This is a genomic window from Marinobacterium aestuariivivens, assembly GCF_042661465.1.
Classification (GTDB): Bacteria; Pseudomonadota; Gammaproteobacteria; order Pseudomonadales; family Balneatricaceae; genus Marinobacterium_A; species Marinobacterium_A aestuariivivens.
Window position 1 is genome coordinate 3,506,620 of record NZ_JBHSWE010000001.1, and the last position, 16,020, is coordinate 3,522,639.

Genomic DNA, 16,020 nt, shown 5'->3' on the forward strand with positions numbered 1-16,020 from the left:
CGATGACCAGAAACCGGTATCTGATCCTCAACGGCAACACCAATACGGCCATGACGCAGAGCATGGTGAGGCTTGCCGCGGACTGGTTCGGTGACGATGGGGAGGTTCGCGGTCTGAGTGCGGCCTCTGGATACCCCTATATCAACACCCGGGAGCACTGTGTCGCCGCCTGTGACGCGGTGCAGGAACTGCTGCAACAGCCGATCGCAGACGTCGATCTGGCGATCGTCGGCTGCTTTGGCCTGCCCGATATCGAGCGCCTGCGGGCGAGCGCACCCTATCCGCTGATCGATATGCTCGAGTCCGGTGTCCGGGCGGCGCGTCAACTCAGTGACCGGTTCGTCATTCTGACCGCCGGGCAGCAGTGGCCAGGCATGCTGCACCAGGAACTCGAGCGCCGTGGCCTGATGGGTGGCTGTATCGGCATCCGTGCACTGGATCAACTGGCGCTGGATCCCCTGAGCGAGCGCGATGCGCTGATCGAAACGATGGCGGACCAGGTGAAGGAGGCGGTCGAGGCGCTGCAACCCGGTGCGGTGCTGATCGGCGGAGCGGCCTTTGCCGGCATCGGCACCGAGCTGCAGGCGCAGTTCGAGATTCCGGTCATCGACTCGTTCCAGGCCACGCTGGCGCTGGCCGAGACGCTGCTGTCGATGCAGCATGCCGGTATCGACTGGCAGGAGGGCTTCAGGAGTCCCCGTCCCGGTCGCGATCGAAAAGTCGATGGAACCATCTGAGATCCTGTACCGGATCCCGGCTGCCTCGGCTGTCCGGCGTCCGGTCATGGTGCCGGGCCCGGTCGCCCCTGTTGTAGTGGCGGGGCACCGCATCGGCCTTGCCTCGCTCGTGGCGGTTGTCATGTTGCCAGGACTTTCGAGACGGCTCTCTGGTGAATCGCTCCGGGCGCCGGTCGCCATCCAGGCTCCGTCTGTGACGGTCGTCGTCCCGGTACCTGTCGTGCAGACGGCGGTTCCGGTCATCGGTCCGCCTGATCGAGTCGTTCTCCCGTTGCCTGTCCCAGTGACGGTCGCGCTCGAACCGGCTGCGATCGCGCCAGCGGTGATCGTCGCGGTCCCGGCGTCTGTCCCAGTCGCGGTCCCGATCCCTGTCTCTGTCCCAATCGCGGTCGCGATGGTGATAGCGGCGGCGATGGTCGTCGTAGTGGCGGTAGGGGCGGTCATGGTCAAGGCGCAGCTTCACCCTGTGACGGGGCTGCAGGTGGATATGGGACGGCAGCGTCCGCACCCGGGTCCAGTGACCGTGAGGGCGATACCAGTAATCGCCCGAGCGAATGCTGAAATAGACGCCGACGTTGGGATAGAAGTAGAAGTCGTCGTAGCGGCTGTCGTAGTAGCCGGTGCCGCCGACAGTGGCGCTGGTATGGTAGGGACCGGAAGCGCAGGCCGTGAGCAGCAAGGCCGTTATCAGCAGCGCCGGTCCCGCGATGATTCTGGATGACATGGGTCACCTCCAAGATCGGGAGTGGGACGTTAGGAGCTTTCCTGTCTCCCACCTTTAACCATTAGGACAACAATCAACTGAATCGATGCTTAAACTCCGATAATATCGTTGCGGATCGCTGTTCAGAGGGAGTTTTCATGCGCACTATCATCGCTGCACTGGGTCTTGGGCTGATGCTGGCGGGCTGTTCCGACAGCGAAGTCGGCGAGGTCAGTCTCGGCGTCTTCACCACCAAGGACATCAAGCTGGAAATGCTGAAGGACCCGAAGATACCGGGTGTCACCTGCCATATCAGCCATGTCGAGGCCAATCTCGACTTCGCCGACCCCTCGGACATGTCCATCGCCTGTCGTCAGACGGGTCCTATCACCGCCGGGATGATCGCCGCGATCGACAAGTCGAAGAGCGGAGAAGTGCTGTTTCGCACCTCCAAGAGCGTCTTGTTCAAGTCGCTGAAGGTGCGGCGCATCTTCGATGCCGAGAACCGCACGCTGCTGTACGTCAGCTACTCGACCAAGGAGGTCCAGGGCAGCCACAAGCACGCCCTGTCCACGGTGCCGCTCTGGGGCAATCCGGTTTGGTCCGAGCTCGATATCCCCACTCAGCCCTGAGGGGCTTTTTCTCCCGCGTGGCAGGCCGTGGTGCATGCTACGCCCCATAATGACGCCTATCCTGTCAGTAGCGCCCTGTTGCGGGGCATAAATAACGCCGTTCAGCGCTGTTTTGACCGCCTGGCGTCCGGATGCCGGATTGGTCCGGGTATTGCAGTCCTTATTGCCATCCGCCGGTTGAGCGCTCGCGACACCGGCTGCCAGCCATTGATGGAGAGGTCCGGTATGGAACTGACGCCACGGGAGAAGGACAAGTTGCTGCTGTTCACGGCAGGGCTGTTGGCCGAACGCCGCAAGGCACGGGGGCTGAAGCTCAACTACCCCGAAGCGGTGGCCTATATCAGCGCCGCGATCCTCGAGGGCGCGCGCGATGGCCGCACCGTCGCCGAATTGATGGACTACGGCCGCACGCTGCTGAGCGCCGAAGACGTCATGGAGGGTGCCCGAAATGGTGCACGAGGTGCAGGTCGAGGCGACCTTCCCGGACGGCACCAAGCTCGTCACCGTTCACGATCCGATCGTTTGAGGAGTGCGGCATGATTCCCGGAGAGATGATCGTTCAGGATGGCGAGATCGAGCTCAACGCCGGCCGTCCCACCGTCACCCTCGAGGTGGCCAACACCGGTGACCGGCCGATCCAGGTCGGCTCCCACTACCACTTTTATGAAGTCAACGAGGCGCTGCAGTTCGATCGCGACCAGGCGCGGGGCTTTCGCCTCGATATCGCCGCCGGCACCGCGGTGCGCTTCGAGCCGGGCCAGACCCGCACCGTCGAACTGGTGGCTTATGCCGGCGATCGCCGGGTATTCGGCTTCCAGGGCAAAGTGATGGGGGATCTGTAATGGCCAGGATTTCACGGCAGGCGTATGCGGAGGCTGTTGCGGGAGCGGCCCACACCGGCTTCTTCGTCGCCGGCAGGGAGGTTTAACCGATGGCTAAAATCTCGCGACAGGCGTACGCCGAAATGTTCGGCCCCACCACCGGCGACCGGGTGCGGCTGGCCGATACCGAGCTCTGGCTCGAGGTCGAGAAGGACTTCACGGTCTATGGCGACGAGGTGAAGTTCGGCGGCGGCAAGGTGATCCGCGACGGCATGGGGCAGGGCCAGCGACCCAGCAGCGAAACCATGGACCTGGTGATCACCAACGCGCTGATTCTCGACCACTGGGGCATCGTCAAGGCCGACATCGGCATCAAGGCCGGGCGCATCGCCGCGATCGGCAAGGCCGGCAACCCCGATGTGCAGCCCGGCGTCGATATCCTGATCGGGCCCGGTACCGAGGTGCTGGCCGGGGAGGGGCAGATCGTCACCGCTGGCGGCATCGACTCCCATATTCATTTCATCTGCCCGCAGCAGATCGACGAGGCGCTGATGTCCGGCGTCACGACGATGCTCGGCGGCGGCACGGGGCCGGCCACCGGCACCAACGCCACCACCTGTACCCCGGGGCCCTGGAACATCCACCGCATGCTGCAGGCGGCCGATACGCTGCCGATGAACATCGGCCTCCTCGGCAAGGGCAACGCCAGCCAGCCGGCGGCGCTGCGCGAGCAGGTCGCGGCCGGCACCATCGGCCTCAAGCTGCACGAGGACTGGGGCACCACCCCGGCGGCGATCGACTGCTGTCTGACGGTGGCAGACGAGATGGATGTCCAGGTCGCGATCCACACCGATACCCTGAACGAGGGCGGTTTCGTCGAGGAGACGCTGAAGGCGATCGGTGGGCGTACCATTCACACCTACCACACCGAGGGCGCCGGCGGCGGTCACGCGCCCGACATCATCAAGGCGGCCGGGTTCGCCAATGTGCTGCCGTCCTCGACCAACCCGACGCGGCCCTACACCGTCAACACCGTCGACGAGCACCTCGACATGCTGATGGTCTGCCACCATCTGGACCCGGGCATCGCCGAGGATGTGGCCTTCGCCGAGTCGCGTATTCGCCGCGAAACCATCGCCGCCGAGGATATCCTGCACGATCTGGGCGCCTTCTCGATGATCTCGTCGGACTCGCAGGCCATGGGCCGGGTCGGCGAGGTGATCACCCGCACCGCAGACGGCGCACAAGATGAAGGTGCAGTTCGGCAGCCTCGACGGCGATCCGTCCCGCCACGACAACAATCGTCTCAAGCGCTACGTCGCCAAGTACACCATCAACCCGGCGCTGGCCCACGGCATCGCCCACGAGGTGGGCTCGGTCGAGATCGGCAAGCTGGCGGACCTGGTGCTCTGGAAGCCGGCCTTCTTCGGTACCAAGCCCAGCATCATTCTCAAGGGCGGCCTGATCGCCGCGGCGCCGATGGGCGATCCCAACGCCTCGATCCCGACACCGCAGCCGGTGCACTACCGGCCGATGTTCGGCGCCTATGGCGGGGCCTGCCAGGCCACCTCGATGCTGTTCATGTCCCGCGCCGCCCTGGCGGCCGGCGTGCCGGAGCAGCTCGGGCTCGGCAGCCTGATCGGGGAGGTCGAGCGCTGTCGTAGCGTCACGAAGAAGGACATGGTGCACAACAGCTACCAGCCGGTGATCGAAGTCGATGCCCAGACCTACCAGGTGCGCGCCGACGGTCGTCTGCTGGTGTGCGAGCCGGCCGAGGTGCTGCCGATGGCGCAGCGGTATTTTCTGTTCTGATCCGGTGTTGGGATACGGCCTGCGGCCTGCACCCAACCTACAGAAGCTCGTAGTCAGATGGGTGAAGCGATGCATCGCCGGAAAGGTTACAGACTTGCACCTGTTACGGGCATCGCGTAACCCATCATAAATACCCCGAAGAGTGGCGAGTAAAGAATGATCAAACTGACCCGGGTGCTGAGCGAAGCGAAGCCCACGAAGCGACGCTGCGGCTGCCGATCGACAAGCGCATCAAGAGCCGGCTGCGGGCCGAACTGACCGACGGCCGCGAGGTCGGGCTCTTCCTGCCGCGCGGTCTGGTTCTGCGCCACGGCGATCTGCTCGGGAGCGATGAAGGGCTGGTGGTGCGCATCGAATCCGCCCCCGAGAGCGTTTCGACGGTGCGCAGCAGCGATGCCCTGCTGCTGGCCAGGGCCTGCTATCACCTCGGAAATCGCCATGTGCCGCTGCAGGTCGAGGCGGGCTGGATCCGCTACCTGCACGATCACGTGCTCGACGACATGGTGCGAGGACTCGGACTCGAGGTGACGAGCGAGGAAGCGCCGTTCGAGCCGGAGGCGGGTGCCTACCAGAGCGGCGGTCATGGCCACCATCACACTCAGGATGGCCACCATCACACTCAGGATGGCCACCATCACACTCAGGATGGCCACCATCATGGTCACGACCATCATCACTGAACACGGACAAGCTGAAACGGAGAAGTCGCGATGAATATCAAGCAAACACTGACGCTGGCCGCCGCTGCCACCCTGGCGTCGCCGCTGGCGCTGGCCCATGACGGCAGCGAGACCGCAAGCGTTGCCGCCGGCCTGCTGCACCAGCTGACCGGCCTGGACCATCTGGCATTGCTGCTGATTGCCGGCTTCGGCCTCAGCCGTCTGCTCAAGCGCAGGCGCCGCTCTGCCGAAAAGTCGTCCCGATCCGACGCCCGGGACTGAGCGTCCGGCGATGCTGGCGGACCTGCGTCTCTACCAGCTGATCAGCCCGTCGCTGCCGGTCGGGGCCTTCACCTACTCCCAGGGGCTGGAATGGGCCATCGAGCGGGGCTGGGTGAACTCGGCCGACAGCCTTTGCGACTGGCTCGGTTCGGTGCTCGATCACAGCCTGGTGACACTGGAGTTGCCACTGCTGGCGCGGCTCTGCGAGGCCTTCGCCCGCGAGGACGCCGATGCCGTACGACACCACTGCGAATGGCTGCTGGCCTGTCGCGAAACGTCGGAGCTGCGCAAGGAGGAGCGCCAGCGTGGCGCGGCGTTGGCGACCCTGCTGCCACAGCTCGATCTGGAGGTTCCAAAGGCTCTGCAGGAGGCGGTTCGCAGTACCCAGCTGGCGGGTTTCGCGCTGGCGGCGTCTGAGTGGCGGATAAACGTCGACGACGCTCTGGGCGGCTACTGCTGGAGCTGGCTCGAGAACGGCGTCATGGCCGGCGTCAAGCTGGTGCCGCTGGGACAGACCGCTGGGCAGCAGCTGCTGATGCGCCTGGCCGGAAGGATCCCGACCGCTGTGAGCCGTGCCCGGACGGTGGACGACGACCATATCGGCAGCTCGACGCCGGCGCTGGCCATCGCCAGCGGTCGGCACGAAACACAGTACACCAGGCTATTCCGTTCCTGAGGGGCGAGATGTACACGACAATGTGCCAGCAGTCACTGTCCCACTCGCAACCCAATACACACGATTGTTCCGTTCCTGAGGTTAAACAATGACTGATTACAAATCTCCGCTGCGCATTGGGGTTGGCGGGCCGGTGGGCTCCGGCAAGACCGCATTGCTCGAGGTGCTGTGCAAGGCGATGCGCAATGATTTCGATATCGCCGTGGTGACCAACGATATTTACACCCAGGAGGATGCGAAGATCCTGACCCGTGCCGAGGCGCTGGCGGCCGACCGCATCATCGGCGTCGAGACCGGCGGCTGTCCGCACACAGCAATCCGCGAGGACGCGTCGATGAACCTGGCGGCGGTGGAGGAACTGGCGAAGCGCCACCGGACCCTCGACCTGGTGTTCGTCGAGAGTGGCGGCGACAACCTCAGCGCCACCTTCAGCCCGGAACTGGCGGACCTAACCATCTACGTGATCGATGTCGCCGAAGGCGAGAAGATCCCGCGCAAGGGCGGGCCGGGCATCACCCGATCCGACCTGCTGGTGATCAACAAGATCGACCTGGCGCCCTACGTCGGGGCCGACCTCGATGTCATGGACCGGGACACCCGGCGCATGCGGCCGCAGAAGCCCTATGTGTTCACCAACCTGAAGGAAGGCAAGGGACTTCCCGAAATCATCGATTTCATCGTCCGCGAAGGCATGCTCGAAAAGAAAGCTTGAACCTGTAGGGTGGAATGAGCCTGCGAATTCCACCGGTGAATCGCATTCCGGGTGGCGTTCCACCGGGTGGCGATCCACCGGGTGGCGATCCACCGGGTGGCGATCCACCGGCTATACCAGGCTACAGCAGGGTCGGTCGAATCGATTCCCGCTGCAAGCCGGAAGCACCGGTGGAATTCGTGCCTGCGGCACTCATTCCACCCTACGCGAGCTTGAACCTGGGCGTCCAATGCCGGTCTATCGACGTATCACCCTCCGATAGGAGCTGAGCCGTGCTGTCCCGGTGGTCGTTGATCCTGCTGTTGCTGTTTTCGCTGACCGGCTGTGCCGGGCAGCCGGTATCGGTCGACTACGAGCCCCGGGCGGCGTTCGGCCTGATGAAGACCTTTGGCTGGGCAAACGGCGATTCCGCAGAGCTGGCGGCGCAGAACGGGCTGGTGGACCGACGCATTCGCGATGCCATTGCGCAGCAGTTGAAGTGGCACGGTTACAGCGAAACGACGGCCGAACCCGACTTCCTTGTCGATTACCGGCTGCGGGACGAGCAGCGGTTGCGCTATCGCACCTACTATGACGATCCCTTCTTCTGGGGCCATTACCGGCCTTTTCATGGCCCGGCATTTTCCCATACGGTGGCCGAACCCTATCCCGTGCGCATTCTGACCCTGGATATACTGGACCCTCAGCGCCGGCTTGTCTGGCGCGGCAGCTATAGCGCGGCGCCCTGGCGGGCCGATACCCCGGCCGAGCGTGAAACCGCGATCCAGGCACAGGTCCAGGCCATCCTGCAGCATTTCCCGCCCTGAGGCATGCCGGCTCAGTACTGATTGATGCGAAACTTCAGCATCTGGTCGTCGATCGGCTTCATCAGTACCTCGTCGACGCCCATCTGCAGCGCCACCTCGATCTCGTCCTTTTCCCCTGTTTGTGCCATCGCAAAGATGCGGCAACGCTGGAGCTGAGGCGAGTCCTTGATGCGCTGAATCAGATGCAGGGCGCTGATATCGGGCAGGCTGAGGTCCAGCATCACGACATCGGCCTTCATCTCGGCGAGGTCGCGGATAAAGTGGGTGCCGCGGCTGTAGGCGGTGGTATCGCAGTTCTGGTTGATCAGGATGGTTTCGAGCGCGTTGAGCGCATCCTGGTTGTCCTCGACCAGCACCACCTGCTTGAAGCGGCCGCCCAGTTCCGGGTGGGCGCGGCCGATCGAGACGCGCTGGGCGGCCGCCTCCTCGCCGAGGTCGCTCATGATGGAGTCGACCCGGTCGGTGGTGCGTCGAACCTCCTGCCTGACCGGTTCGCTGACCAGCTCGTTGGAGAAGTCGGTCATCACCTCCCGGATGCGCTGGCTGCCGGAAGATTCCAGTTCCTCGATCTGCTGCAGCTTCTCGGTCAGCACGGCGATGGCGCTGTTCAGGGTACCGGTGAGGCGTTGCAGCAGGTCGGTATTGAGCCCGCTGACCTGGTTTCCGGCATCGGAGATGCGGTCGAGGCATTCGCAGACATCGGCCAGGGTATTGGCCTGGATCCGGTCCATCGGTACGGCGCCGTCCTGCAGGCTCTTGATGAACTTGAAGCGCAGCAGGATATGGTAGGGGTCGTAGAGCGGGGCGCCGACAAAATAGTCGCTGAAGATCTTCTTGCGGCACAGCTGATAGGCCTGGCGGCTTTCGGCCTTGGCGCAGACCAGCATGGTCGAGGCGACCTGCTGTTCGATTTCGGGATAGGATTTGATCAGCTGGAAGTAGCCGACCTGGCTGTCCTGCAGGCTCTTTTCAGCCAGCAGCAGCACGCTGATGCTGTGCTGCTTGGCAAAGGAGACCACTTCGTCGACACTCAGCGCCCAGTGGAAGACGCGGCAGCTGCGCTCGAGAATACGCCCCAGCGATTCGTGCTGTTTGCGGTCCCGGGATAACATCACCACGCTGAACGGTTTTTTCATTGCAGTATTCATCCTTGGCAACCGGATCTTCTCCGGCGAGCGACTCCGACGCTCAAGCTCCGTTCGAGACTCCTTGACGCAGCTGTATGGGCCGCAGAAGTATCAAACCGCCCCGTCGATTCCTGTTATGGCCGATCGAATCGGACCCTTGTCGGCAAATTAACATAGATAAGAAATCCATGTTAATGCATGCTGTATATTATAGTCGCAAAAAAGAGACGCCTGGATAATAACCGATGCGACCGGTTTGGAAACAGCTTAGACCTTAAACCGGCATTTTTGCAGGCGCTTTTGTCAACGGTCACCGCCTGCGCCACTGATGGTAGCGGCCTATCCATTCGAGCAGCCTGCGGGGCGCGTGCTGGCGCTTCCACTCGCCGGCGGCGTACTTGTTGGCCTCGCTCATCGTCGGATAGATATGAATGGTGCCGAGAATCCTGTTGAGGCCCAGGCCCTGCTTCATCGCCAGGATGTACTCGCTCAACAGGTCGCCGGCATGGGCGCCGACGATGGTGACGCCGAGGATGCGGTCCCGGCCCGGCACCGTCAGCACCTTGACGAAGCCTGTCTCACGGCGGTCGGCGATGGCGCGATCCAGTTCCCCGAGTTCGAAGCGGGTGACCTCGTGGGGGATGTTGCGCTCGGAGGCCTCCCTTTCGTTGAGCCCGACCCGCGCCACCTCGGGGGCGGTAAAGGTGCACCAGGGGATCACCCGGTAGTCGACGCGGAAGCGGCGAAAGCGTCCGAACAGCGCATTGACCGCGGCATACCAGGCCTGATGCGCGGCCGTATGGGTGAACTGGTATCCGCCCAGGACATCGCCGACGGCGAAGATGTTGGGCACGCGGGTGCGCAGGCAGTCGTCGACCAGGGGGCGCCGCGCTTGTCGAGCTGCACGCCGATCTCCTCGAGACCGAGTCCGTCGGTATTGGGCGTGCGGCCCAGCGCAACCAGCAGCGTATCGAAGCCGATCCGCACTTCCTCGCCCCGGTGCTCGCAGATCAGAACATGGACGCCGTCGCGGCTTTCGAAACGGCGCGCGGCATGCCCGGTCAGAACCCGGATTCCCTCCTGCTGAAAGCGCTGCGCCAGGACCTCGGCGGCGTCGGCGTCCTCGCGCGGCAGCAACTGATCGCGCCGCTGGACCAGGGTCACCTCGACGCCGAGGCGGGCGAAGGCCTGGCCCAGCTCGCAACCGATCGGACCGCCCCCAGTACCAGCAGCCGGCCGGGATGCTCGCGCAGTTCCCAGAGGCTGTCCGAGGTGTGGCAGGGCACCTCGTCTATCCCTTCCAGCTCCGGCAGCGCCGGTCGCGCGCCGGTGGCGATGACGATGTTGCGGCTGCTCAGTACCCGGCCGTCGACCTCGACCTGCCAGGGCGACAGCAGCCTGGCCTGTCCGCGGATGCAGTCGACGCCGAGACCCTGGTATCGCTCGACGGAATCATGGGGCTCGACCTTGGCGATCACCTGCTGTACCGCTTCGAATACGGCACGAAAATCCACCTCGGGCTCCGCCGCGCCGATACCCAGCCTGCCGGCGTCGCGCATATCCTGCGCCAGCGCCGCCGAGCGTATCAGCGCCTTGCTCGGCACGCAGCCGGTATTGAGGCAGTCCCCGCCCATGCGGTGTTTCTCGATCAGCGCGACCCGGGCCTTCACCGTAGCACTGATGTAGGCGCTCACCAGGCCGCCGGCCCCGGCGCCGATGGCGATCAGGTTGTAGTCGAACCGCTTCGGCCTGTCGAAGCCGGCCAGGGCACGGCGCCGCTGCACGCCGTCGATGATCCGGCGCGTCAGCAGCGGGAACAGGCCCAGCAGCACGAAGGAACCGATCAGTTGCGGCGACAGTATTCCGGAAAGGCTCTCGATCCGGCCGAGCTGGGTACCGGCGTTGATATAGACGACGGTGCCCGCCAGCATGCCGACCTGGCTGACCCAGTAGAAGGTCCAGGTGCGGATCGGCGTCAGCCCCATCGCCAGGTTGATGATGAAAAACGGAAACAGCGGCACCAGCCGCAGCGTGAAGAGATAGAAGGCGCCGTCGCGCTCGATGCCGCGGTTGATCGCTTTCAGCGTATGGCCGAAGCGCGACTGCACGGCGTCGTGGAACAGGTAGCGGGACACCAGGAAGGCCAGCAGTGCGCCGATACTGCTGGCGAAGGAAACCAGCAGCACGCCGGTGGCGAGACCGAAGAGGGCGCCGGCGGCCAGCGTCATCACAGCGGCACCGGGCAGGGACAGGGCCGTGACCAGTACATAGATGGCGAAGAACAGCGCCAGGGTCGGCAGCGGATAATGGTCGTAGAAGGCATCGAACCGGGACTGGCGGGCCTTGAGCGACTCCAGGCTCAGATACTGCTGCAGGTCGAAGGCGAAGAAGAGCACGACCAGCGCCGCGATCGTCAGCAGCAGTATCAGACGGGTTTTGTTCATGCGCGGCCTTCCCGGGGCAGAGATCCTGGCAAATGGGTCCATTGTGCAGGTCAGACTGAAACCAGTGTGAATCGGCGTTGACCTGGGGCAACAGGTGGAAGCCTGTGGCTCTCTTATACTAAAGGATGGACGGGGCGAGGGCTGCAGTACGATGGATACCGAGCGCATTTTCGATCAGAGCTACGAACGGGTGCTGTCGCGCGATGTCGGGGGCGGGCCTTTTTCGAGGCCTTCTACGACGCCTTCCTCGCGGCTTCGGACGAAGTGGCGGAAAAGTTCCGCGATACCGACATGGACCGGCAGCAGGCGATGCTGATGAAATCCTTCTATCACCTGCTGAGTTTCTATGCCTCCAGCAACGCCGACTACTACCTCGACCGGGTCGCCATCAGCCACAACCGTGATCATATCGATATACGTCCGGCGCTCTACGACCTCTGGCTCGATACCCTGATCGCCACGGTGCAGCGCTTCGATCCCGACTTCGACGCCGCCGTGGAGCTGGCCTGGCGCCTGGTGATGACGCCGGGCATCGTCTACATGAAGTTCCACTACGACCGCAAGACCATCGTCGGGTCCTGATGTGTGGGAGCCCGCTCCGCGGGCGAATGCCCCCGGCCAAAGCCGGTGCGAATTCGCCCGGAGACCGGGCACCCACAGGCGCGAAGATCTAATCGTTGGCCAGCAGTATCACCAGGGTACGGGGGCCGTGGGCACCCATCTGCAGTTTCTGTTCGATATCGGCGCTGCGGGACGGGCCGGTGATCAGGTTGACGGTGCGGGGCATCCGGCCACCGGTGGCGCCGCGCAGCTGCTTCCAGGCCTCCTCGTAGACGCCGACGATCTGCGACCGGCGCAACACCACCAGATGGTTGTCCGGCAGGAAGTTCAGCGTGGTCGGGCTCTCGGCGCGGGAATAGAGCATCAGGGTGCCGGTTTCGGCGATGCCGGCGAAGCTCGTCGTCAGGCTCGCCAGGTCGCCGGACCGGGCCACGCGCTGCTCGCGGCGGATATCCCCGGCGCCGGACCAGTCCATCGACTGCAGCGCCTCGTCACCGGCGCAGACCAGTTCGTCGATACCGTTATCGCGCAGCCAGCCCGCCACCGCGCCGGGCACTTCGGCGACACTGTCGAGCTCGATCAGCTCGGCGGCCGCTTCCAGCGCCATCGACTTGAACAGCTCGACCTGGTCGTCGTGGGGCAGCTGGGCCCGGCTCGGAATCAGGTTGTCGGCCCGGCCTCGAGCCGGTTCAGTACGGCGCGGCGCTGGGCCTCGCCCGGCTCGCCGCGTTTCAGGCCGCGGCGGATATTGCCCAGAATCTCGGCGCGACTCATGCTTTTTCCTCCCGGTTCATGGCGGTTTCCACCTGGCTCATGGCGGTTTCGCCCCGCTGTTTTTCGTTCCACTGCTGCATAAAGGTCCTGCCGGTGGGGGCCGGCATATCGCGCCAGTCGGTCCAGCTGCCGGCCAGCGGAATCTTGCGGATACGGCCTTTTTTCCGTGCCATCAGCCGCAGGGCGGCGTTCGACAACCGGCTCAGCAGCCGGTAGGCGGCCGGCCTTTTGGCGAAGAAGGCCCAGCCGCCAAGCCCGAAGCGCACGGTCCGGGGCGTCAGGTGTTTTTCGAACTCCTTCTCGCGCCAGTGGCGCATCAGTTTCGGCAGCGGGATCCGCACCGGGCAGACCTCCTCGCACTTGCCGCAGAAGGTCGAGGCATTGGGCAGCAGCGCCGCCTGCTCGATGCCGACCATTTGCGGTGTCAGCACCGAACCCATGGGCCCCGGGTAGACCCAGCCGTAGCTGTGACCGCCGACGGCGCCATAGACCGGGCAGTGGTTCATGCAGGCCGAGCAGCGTATGCAGCGCAGCATCTCCTGAAATTCGCTGCCGATCATGTCGCTGCGGCCGTTGTCGACCAGCACCACGTGGAAGTTTTCCGGGCCGTCCCGGTCGCCGGGGCGTCGCGGCCCGGTCGAGAGGCTGTTGTAGACGGTGAACTCCTGGCCGGTGGCCGAACGGGCCAGCAGGCGCAGGAACAGCGTCATGTCCTCGAGAGTCGGCACCACCTTTTCGATCGAGGTGACGACGATATGGGTTTTCGGCAGTGTCTGGGTCAGATCGCCGTTGCCCTCGTTGGTCACGATAATGGTCGAGCCGGTTTCGGCGACCAGGAAGTTGGCGCCGGTGATGCCGACGTCGGCGGCGACGAACTGCCTGCGCAGCATCTCCCGCGCTTCGCGCATCAGCACCGCGGGGTCGTCCGATTTCGGCCGGTGATGATGCTGGTGGAACGCCTCCGAGACATCCTCGAGATTGAGATGGATGGCCGGGGCGATAATGTGGCTCGGGTGATCGCCGCGCAGCTGCAGGATGTATTCGCCGAGGTCCGTCTCGACCGGCCTGACGCCGTTCTTCTCGAGGTACTCGTTGAGGTTGATTTCCTCGGAGACCATCGACTTGCCCTTGGTCACGGTCCTGGCGTCGACCTGGCGGCAGATGTCGAGGATGGTCTGGCAGGCATCGTCGGAGGTGCGGCACCAGTGGACATGACCGCCGCTTTCGACCACCCGGCTTTCGAACTGTTCGAGATAGAGGTCGAGGTTTTCCAGGATATGGTTCTTCAGGTCGCGACCCTGGTCGCGCAGCGCGTCGAATTCCGGCAGCCGCGAGACGGCGATGGCGCGCTTCTGCGGGAAGCCGGCCTTGAGGTTGCCGAGCGCCCGCTGCAGGTTGACATCCTCGAGGGCGATACGGGCGTTTTCCTTGAAATGGGGACTGTTGATCTGCATGGGACTGTCCTGCTCAGAGTTCGCGGGCGAGATCGGCGCGGGTTTCGGCGATGGCCGGCATGTCGGTCATGCCGGCGAGGATCTCCACCAGGTGACGGGTCTCGACCGCGTAGCCTTCGCGCTTGAGCTTGCCGGCCATGTTCAGCAGGCAGCCCAGATCGCCGCCGACCAGGGTGTCGGCGCCCGATGCGGCGATGTTGCCCGTCTTGTTGCCGACCATGCGGTTCGAAATATCCGGATACTTGACGCAGAAGGTGCCGCCAAAGCCGCAGCAGGTCTCGGCTTCCTCCATTTCGTTCAGCTCGAGGCCCTCGACCTTGCCGAGCAGGGCCCGCGGCTGTGCCTTGATGCCGAGTTCGCGCAGCCCCGCGCAGGAGTCGTGATAGGTGATGGTGCCGCTGAAGGCGGTCTCCAGTGTCTCGAGGCCGATCACATCGACCAGGAAGCTGCTGATTTCGAAGGCGCGGCTTTTCAGGTCCTGCGCGCGCTGATGCCAGGGGTCCCCGGCTTCGAACAGCTCCGGATACTGGTGCAGCATGCCGATGCAGGAGCCGGACGGCGCGACCACATATTCGTATCCGTCGAAGGCCCTGATGGTCTGCATCGCGATATCGCGGCTGGTTTCGCGGTCGCCGGAATTGAACGCCGGCTGGCCGCAGCAGGTCTGGGCATCCGGCACTTCGACACGGCAGCCGGCCTGCTCCAGCAGGCGGACCGTGGCGAAACCGATTTCAGGCCGGAACATGTCCACCAGGCAGGTCACGAAAAGCGCAACCCTGGGCGTGCGTGTGGAGCTCTGCATTTGTTCACCTTTTTGTTATGCGGCAGCGGTGGCTGAACAATAGAAGGCGACGGGACAAAAAGAAATGTTACAGTTGTCACTGGTCTGACCAAGAACGGAGCACGGCATGAAAGCGGCCGAAAAATCCAGCCAGCTGACAGCGCGGCTGGCTGACGAGATTCTGGATGGCACCCTGCTGCCCGGTACCCTGTTGCCGTCCGAGCGTAGGCTGGCCGAGGATCACGGGCTGTCCCGGGCGACCGTGCGTGAAGCGATAAGGACCCTGGAGCTGCGCGGGCTGGTCGAGACCCGGCAGGGCGACGGCAGCCGCTGCCGCAATCTGCTGGAGCCCCATTTCCGCATGCCGCCCGGTGGTGCGGACAGCCTCGCACTGCAGTTGCAGGTTCAGGAGATGCGCGCGGCACTGGAGGGGAGGCCGCCTGGTACTGCGCACAACGGGCCAGCGATGCCGAGCTTGGCCGCATCGACGAGGAGTACCAGCGCATGGCCCGGCGCAGCGAAGGCGAAACGACCCTGAGCAAGGCCAAGGCTGACCTGACCTTCCATCTGATGATCGCCGAATCGAGTCACAATCTGCTGCTGATCTCCTTCAGCCAGCTGTTCTACAGCCGCTTTTTCAACGCCATCTACGGCGTGCTCGACCGCACCCTGAAGCGCTACGGCCGCTACCCCGACGGCATTCGCGGCCAGCATGCGGCGATCCACCAGGCGCTGATGGCCCGCGATGCCGACGCCGCCCGCGCCCGCGCCACCGAGCATATCCTCTATACCTGCCGGCTGCTGGCACAGAGTGACGCCTGATGCGTCACCTGTTCGGTGCGCTGTTCGGTGCGGTTCGCTTCGCGTCACCAGCACCCTACAAAATCACCGAACGCCGTAGGGTGCTGCTGAGCGAAGCGATGCGCACCGGCTTTAGACTCGTCACAGCGGCGGCACGCCGCTCATGAACTTTATGAACTCAATACCCGCAATGCACTGAACACTCAGTATTTCCGCAAACTGTTCAGTTTTTCGTCAC

17 protein-coding genes and 3 pseudogenes are annotated in these 16,020 nt (G+C 64.2%); 13 read left to right on the plus strand and 7 right to left on the minus strand.

Going from position 1 to position 16,020, the window contains the following annotated elements; translation table 11 throughout:
* Positions 1-2: 2 nt before the first annotated feature.
* On the plus strand, positions 3-737 hold the full coding sequence (locus tag ACFQDL_RS18290; RefSeq protein WP_379910282.1) for an aspartate/glutamate racemase family protein: 735 nt from the start codon (positions 3-5) through the stop codon (positions 735-737).
* Here the strand turns inward: ACFQDL_RS18290 and ACFQDL_RS18295 are convergent.
* On the minus strand, positions 688-1,461 hold the full coding sequence (locus tag ACFQDL_RS18295; protein WP_379910283.1) for a hypothetical protein: 774 nt from the start codon (positions 1,459-1,461) through the stop codon (positions 688-690). The genes ACFQDL_RS18290 and ACFQDL_RS18295 overlap by 50 nt on opposite strands.
* A 137-nt stretch (positions 1,462-1,598) precedes the next feature.
* Here ACFQDL_RS18295 and ACFQDL_RS18300 point away from each other — a divergent pair, with 137 nt between their 5' ends.
* The 4 genes and pseudogenes from ACFQDL_RS18300 to ureC all read left to right on the plus strand — a co-directional run bounded on the left by ACFQDL_RS18300 (position 1,599) and on the right by ureC (position 4,705).
* The gene (locus tag ACFQDL_RS18300; RefSeq protein WP_379910284.1) at positions 1,599-2,072 is read left to right on the plus strand and encodes a CreA family protein; all 474 of its coding nucleotides are present in this window, start codon (positions 1,599-1,601) and stop codon (positions 2,070-2,072) included.
* Positions 2,073-2,297: 225 nt separating this feature from the next.
* Positions 2,298-2,598 (plus strand): annotated as a pseudogene (gene ureA / locus ACFQDL_RS18305) (urease subunit gamma).
* A gap of 10 nt (positions 2,599-2,608) precedes the next feature.
* Positions 2,609-2,914 carry an urease subunit beta gene (locus ACFQDL_RS18310; protein ID WP_379910285.1) on the plus strand — a complete coding sequence of 102 codons (306 nt, stop codon included), beginning with the start codon at positions 2,609-2,611 and terminating at the stop codon, positions 2,912-2,914.
* Between the two features lie 89 nt (positions 2,915-3,003).
* Positions 3,004-4,705 (plus strand): annotated as a pseudogene (ureC, locus tag ACFQDL_RS18315) (urease subunit alpha).
* Between the two features lie 86 nt (positions 4,706-4,791).
* On the opposite strand, the gene ACFQDL_RS18320 reads toward ureC, so the two are convergent.
* Positions 4,792-5,016 carry a hypothetical protein gene (locus ACFQDL_RS18320; protein WP_379910286.1) on the minus strand — a complete coding sequence of 75 codons (225 nt, stop codon included), beginning with the start codon at positions 5,014-5,016 and terminating at the stop codon, positions 4,792-4,794.
* On the opposite strand from ACFQDL_RS18320, the gene ureE reads away from it, so the two are divergent.
* From ureE to ACFQDL_RS18345, 5 genes are all read left to right on the plus strand, one after another.
* Complete coding sequence (ureE, locus tag ACFQDL_RS18325) at positions 4,936-5,385, plus strand: urease accessory protein UreE (RefSeq protein ID WP_379913160.1); 450 nt, start codon at positions 4,936-4,938, stop codon at positions 5,383-5,385. The two genes, ACFQDL_RS18320 and ureE, sit on opposite strands and share 81 nt — an antisense overlap.
* A 30-nt stretch (positions 5,386-5,415) precedes the next feature.
* Positions 5,416-5,646 carry a HupE/UreJ family protein gene (locus tag ACFQDL_RS18330; RefSeq protein ID WP_379910287.1) on the plus strand — a complete coding sequence of 77 codons (231 nt, stop codon included), beginning with the start codon at positions 5,416-5,418 and terminating at the stop codon, positions 5,644-5,646.
* A gap of 10 nt (positions 5,647-5,656) precedes the next feature.
* Positions 5,657-6,322, plus strand: coding sequence for an urease accessory protein UreF (locus ACFQDL_RS18335; protein ID WP_379910288.1), 666 nt, complete (start codon positions 5,657-5,659; stop codon positions 6,320-6,322).
* Between the two features lie 88 nt (positions 6,323-6,410).
* Complete coding sequence (gene ureG, locus ACFQDL_RS18340; RefSeq protein ID WP_379910289.1) at positions 6,411-7,034, plus strand: urease accessory protein UreG; 624 nt, start codon at positions 6,411-6,413, stop codon at positions 7,032-7,034.
* A gap of 272 nt (positions 7,035-7,306) precedes the next feature.
* Positions 7,307-7,840 (plus strand): DUF4136 domain-containing protein, encoded by a 534-nt coding sequence (locus tag ACFQDL_RS18345; RefSeq protein WP_379910290.1) that lies wholly within the window; start codon positions 7,307-7,309, stop codon positions 7,838-7,840.
* 11 nt (positions 7,841-7,851) lie between these two features.
* On the opposite strand, the gene ACFQDL_RS18350 is transcribed toward ACFQDL_RS18345, so the two are convergent.
* Both ACFQDL_RS18350 and ACFQDL_RS18355 read right to left on the minus strand, forming a co-directional pair.
* Positions 7,852-8,976 (minus strand): response regulator, encoded by a 1,125-nt coding sequence (locus ACFQDL_RS18350; RefSeq protein ID WP_379910291.1) that lies wholly within the window; start codon positions 8,974-8,976, stop codon positions 7,852-7,854.
* Between the two features lie 301 nt (positions 8,977-9,277).
* Positions 9,278-11,411: pseudogene (locus ACFQDL_RS18355) on the minus strand (FAD-dependent oxidoreductase).
* 264 nt (positions 11,412-11,675) lie between these two features.
* Between ACFQDL_RS18355 and ACFQDL_RS18360 the strand changes: the two are divergent.
* Positions 11,676-11,993 carry a globin family protein gene (locus ACFQDL_RS18360; RefSeq protein ID WP_379910292.1) on the plus strand — a complete coding sequence of 106 codons (318 nt, stop codon included), beginning with the start codon at positions 11,676-11,678 and terminating at the stop codon, positions 11,991-11,993.
* A gap of 88 nt (positions 11,994-12,081) precedes the next feature.
* Here ACFQDL_RS18360 and ACFQDL_RS18365 read toward each other — a convergent pair whose 3' ends face one another.
* The 3 genes from ACFQDL_RS18365 to ACFQDL_RS18375 form a co-directional block, all read right to left on the minus strand.
* Positions 12,082-12,579 (minus strand): LutC/YkgG family protein, encoded by a 498-nt coding sequence (locus tag ACFQDL_RS18365; RefSeq protein ID WP_379910293.1) that lies wholly within the window; start codon positions 12,577-12,579, stop codon positions 12,082-12,084.
* 163 nt (positions 12,580-12,742) lie between these two features.
* Positions 12,743-14,200, minus strand: coding sequence for a LutB/LldF family L-lactate oxidation iron-sulfur protein (locus tag ACFQDL_RS18370; protein ID WP_379910294.1), 1,458 nt, complete (start codon positions 14,198-14,200; stop codon positions 12,743-12,745).
* Positions 14,201-14,213: 13 nt separating this feature from the next.
* The gene (locus ACFQDL_RS18375; protein ID WP_379910295.1) at positions 14,214-15,002 is read right to left on the minus strand and encodes a (Fe-S)-binding protein; all 789 of its coding nucleotides are present in this window, start codon (positions 15,000-15,002) and stop codon (positions 14,214-14,216) included.
* Between the two features lie 106 nt (positions 15,003-15,108).
* Between ACFQDL_RS18375 and ACFQDL_RS18380 the strand changes: the two genes are divergently transcribed.
* On the plus strand, positions 15,109-15,519 hold the full coding sequence (locus ACFQDL_RS18380; RefSeq protein WP_379910296.1) for a FadR/GntR family transcriptional regulator: 411 nt from the start codon (positions 15,109-15,111) through the stop codon (positions 15,517-15,519).
* Positions 15,465-15,803 (plus strand): FCD domain-containing protein, encoded by a 339-nt coding sequence (locus ACFQDL_RS18385; RefSeq protein ID WP_379913162.1) that lies wholly within the window; start codon positions 15,465-15,467, stop codon positions 15,801-15,803. Before ACFQDL_RS18380 ends, ACFQDL_RS18385 begins: the two co-directional genes overlap by 55 nt.
* Positions 15,804-16,020: the final 217 nt, after the last annotated feature.